This is a genomic window from Bacillus sp. LR--39 (assembly GCF_053613335.1).
Window position 1 is genome coordinate 1 of sequence record NZ_JBSIOT010000827.1, and the last position, 729, is coordinate 729.

Below are 729 nucleotides of genomic sequence, written 5' to 3' on the forward strand. Positions count from 1 at the left end.
TAGAAGCTGTTGCCGAGAAAACAGATGCCGGCTATACATTTACCTTTCAACGGGAAAAAATAAAGCTTCTCGACGGTCTTGAAGCTAACGTGATCAAAGATATAAATCCATTTTTTCATAAAGAAATCGATGTGACGGATGATGAAGTAATCATCACAATCCAACCTCCCTCCTCCTATAAAGCATTCCGCTTCATGAAAGCTAAGGATAAAAAAAGTAAATGGCAGTTTGCCTATCAGCTTGTTCAAGCCGTACAGCAGCACAATCTGTCGAGGCTGAATTTGATTGTCGCTCCTGAAAACATTGTATTCGATAAAGGGCTTACGCCTTATTTTCTCCATTATGGAGTAAAAGAAAGCATTCCTCCTTACGAGCGTGATGAGGAAAGAGTATGGCAGGAGCTGAAAGCGGCAGCGGCTTTGGCAGTTGACGGCGCTTTTGCGTTTGAAGACTACCTGAAATTCAATGAAACGCTGACGTTCTCCGCAGAGGCAAAGACGATATTAGATGCTGAATCCTATGATGATTTGCTCGAGCTGATTCAAACCCATATTGATGAGCTCGAGGCCAAAGCAAAAACATACATACATATCCCGAGAAAGAAGTGGAACATCCAGCGATATATCGGCCTGGGGCTCATTGTTTTGCTTGTACCGGCACTTATTTATTCGATGTACGCCTTATTTTTCGCGCAGCCAAAGCACCAGGCGATAGTGGACAGCAACCGTG

1 protein-coding gene is annotated in these 729 nt (G+C 43.6%); it reads left to right on the top strand.

Annotated elements, in window-relative coordinates; genetic code table 11:
* A partial coding sequence (gene essB, locus ACWHAR_RS26805; protein ID WP_452088392.1) for a type VII secretion protein EssB occupies positions 1–729 on the top strand: 729 nt, incomplete at both ends.